Origin of the sequence: Rhodosalinus halophilus (assembly GCF_003298775.1) — a bacterium.
Lineage (GTDB): Bacteria > Pseudomonadota > Alphaproteobacteria > Rhodobacterales > Rhodobacteraceae > Rhodosalinus > Rhodosalinus halophilus.
Window position 1 is genome coordinate 1 of record NZ_QNTQ01000052.1, and the last position, 725, is coordinate 725.

Sequence of the window (725 nt, forward strand, 5' to 3'; positions counted from 1 at the left end):
GCGATCACTCGATGATTTTGGAGACGACGCCGGAGCCCACCGTGCGGCCGCCCTCGCGGATGGCGAAGCGCAGCTTCTCCTCCATGGCGATCGGCGCGATCAGCTCGACGGTGAAGGCAACGTTGTCGCCGGGCATCACCATCTCGGTGCCCTCGGGCAGCTCGACCGTGCCGGTCACGTCCGTCGTGCGGAAGTAGAACTGCGGCCGGTAGTTGGCGAAGAACGGCGTGTGACGCCCGCCCTCGTCCTTGGTCAGGATGTAGGCCTCGCACTCGAACTTCGTGTGCGGCGTCACCGAGCCGGGCTTGCACAGCACCTGGCCCCGCTCGACCCCGTCGCGCTCGATGCCGCGCAGCAGCAGACCCACGTTGTCGCCCGCCTCGCCGCGGTCGAGGAGCTTGCGGAACATCTCGACGCCCGTGCAGGTCGTCTTCTTGTTCTTGTTCAGCCCCACGATCTCCATTTCGTCGCCGACCTTGATCACCCCGCGCTCGATCCGGCCCGTGGCCACCGTGCCCCGGCCCGAGATCGAGAACACGTCCTCGACCGGCATCAGGAAGGGCTGGTCCACCGCCCGCTCCGGCGTCGGGATGTAGTCGTCCACCGCCGCCATCAGCTCCTTGATCTTCTCCTCGCCGATCTCGGGATTGTTGCCCTCCATCGCCGCAAGCGCAGAGCCCGCGACGATCGGGATGTCGTCGCCGGGGAAGTCGTATTCCGACAGA

Annotated in this window: 1 protein-coding gene; it reads right to left on the reverse strand. The window is 66.9% G+C overall.

The annotated features are described in order from the left end of the window. Positions 1-4: 4 nt before the first annotated feature. Positions 5-725: EF-Tu C-terminal domain-related protein (locus tag DRV85_RS18825; RefSeq protein WP_275401731.1), on the reverse strand; the 721-nt coding region annotated here is incomplete at its 5' end.